A 325-nucleotide genomic window follows, 5' to 3' on the forward strand; every position below is an offset into this window, starting at 1 on the left:
ATATCAAATTTCTAAAAGAGGTTGAAGGATTATCACAACGTGAAATCTCAAAAAAACTTGGTATTTCAAGGAATACTGTAAGTAAGTATTTAAAGCAAAACATAGCCCCTACCACTATAAATCGTCAAATGACCTACAATACCAAAGAGTATTCTGATGAAACTAAACGAGTGTTACCGATCATTGATCAATGGTTAAAGGATGATCTTAAAAGTTGGGGAAAACAAAAACACACAGCTGCAAGGATATTTGAAAGATTAGTAGATGAATATGATTTTGAAGGTTCAGCTTCCAATATCCGTAAGATTGTCGCCAAACGCAAGAA

General features: G+C 33.5%; 1 protein-coding gene. It reads left to right on the forward strand.

The window, feature by feature from the left end; translation table 11 throughout:
* The coding region (locus DBX25_RS14630) for a sigma factor-like helix-turn-helix DNA-binding protein (RefSeq protein WP_115509730.1) at positions 1-325 on the forward strand (325 nt) is incomplete at both ends.

This window comes from Peribacillus acanthi (assembly GCF_003073175.1).
Taxonomy (GTDB): Bacteria; Bacillota; Bacilli; order Bacillales; family DSM-1321; genus Bacillus_BN; species Bacillus_BN acanthi.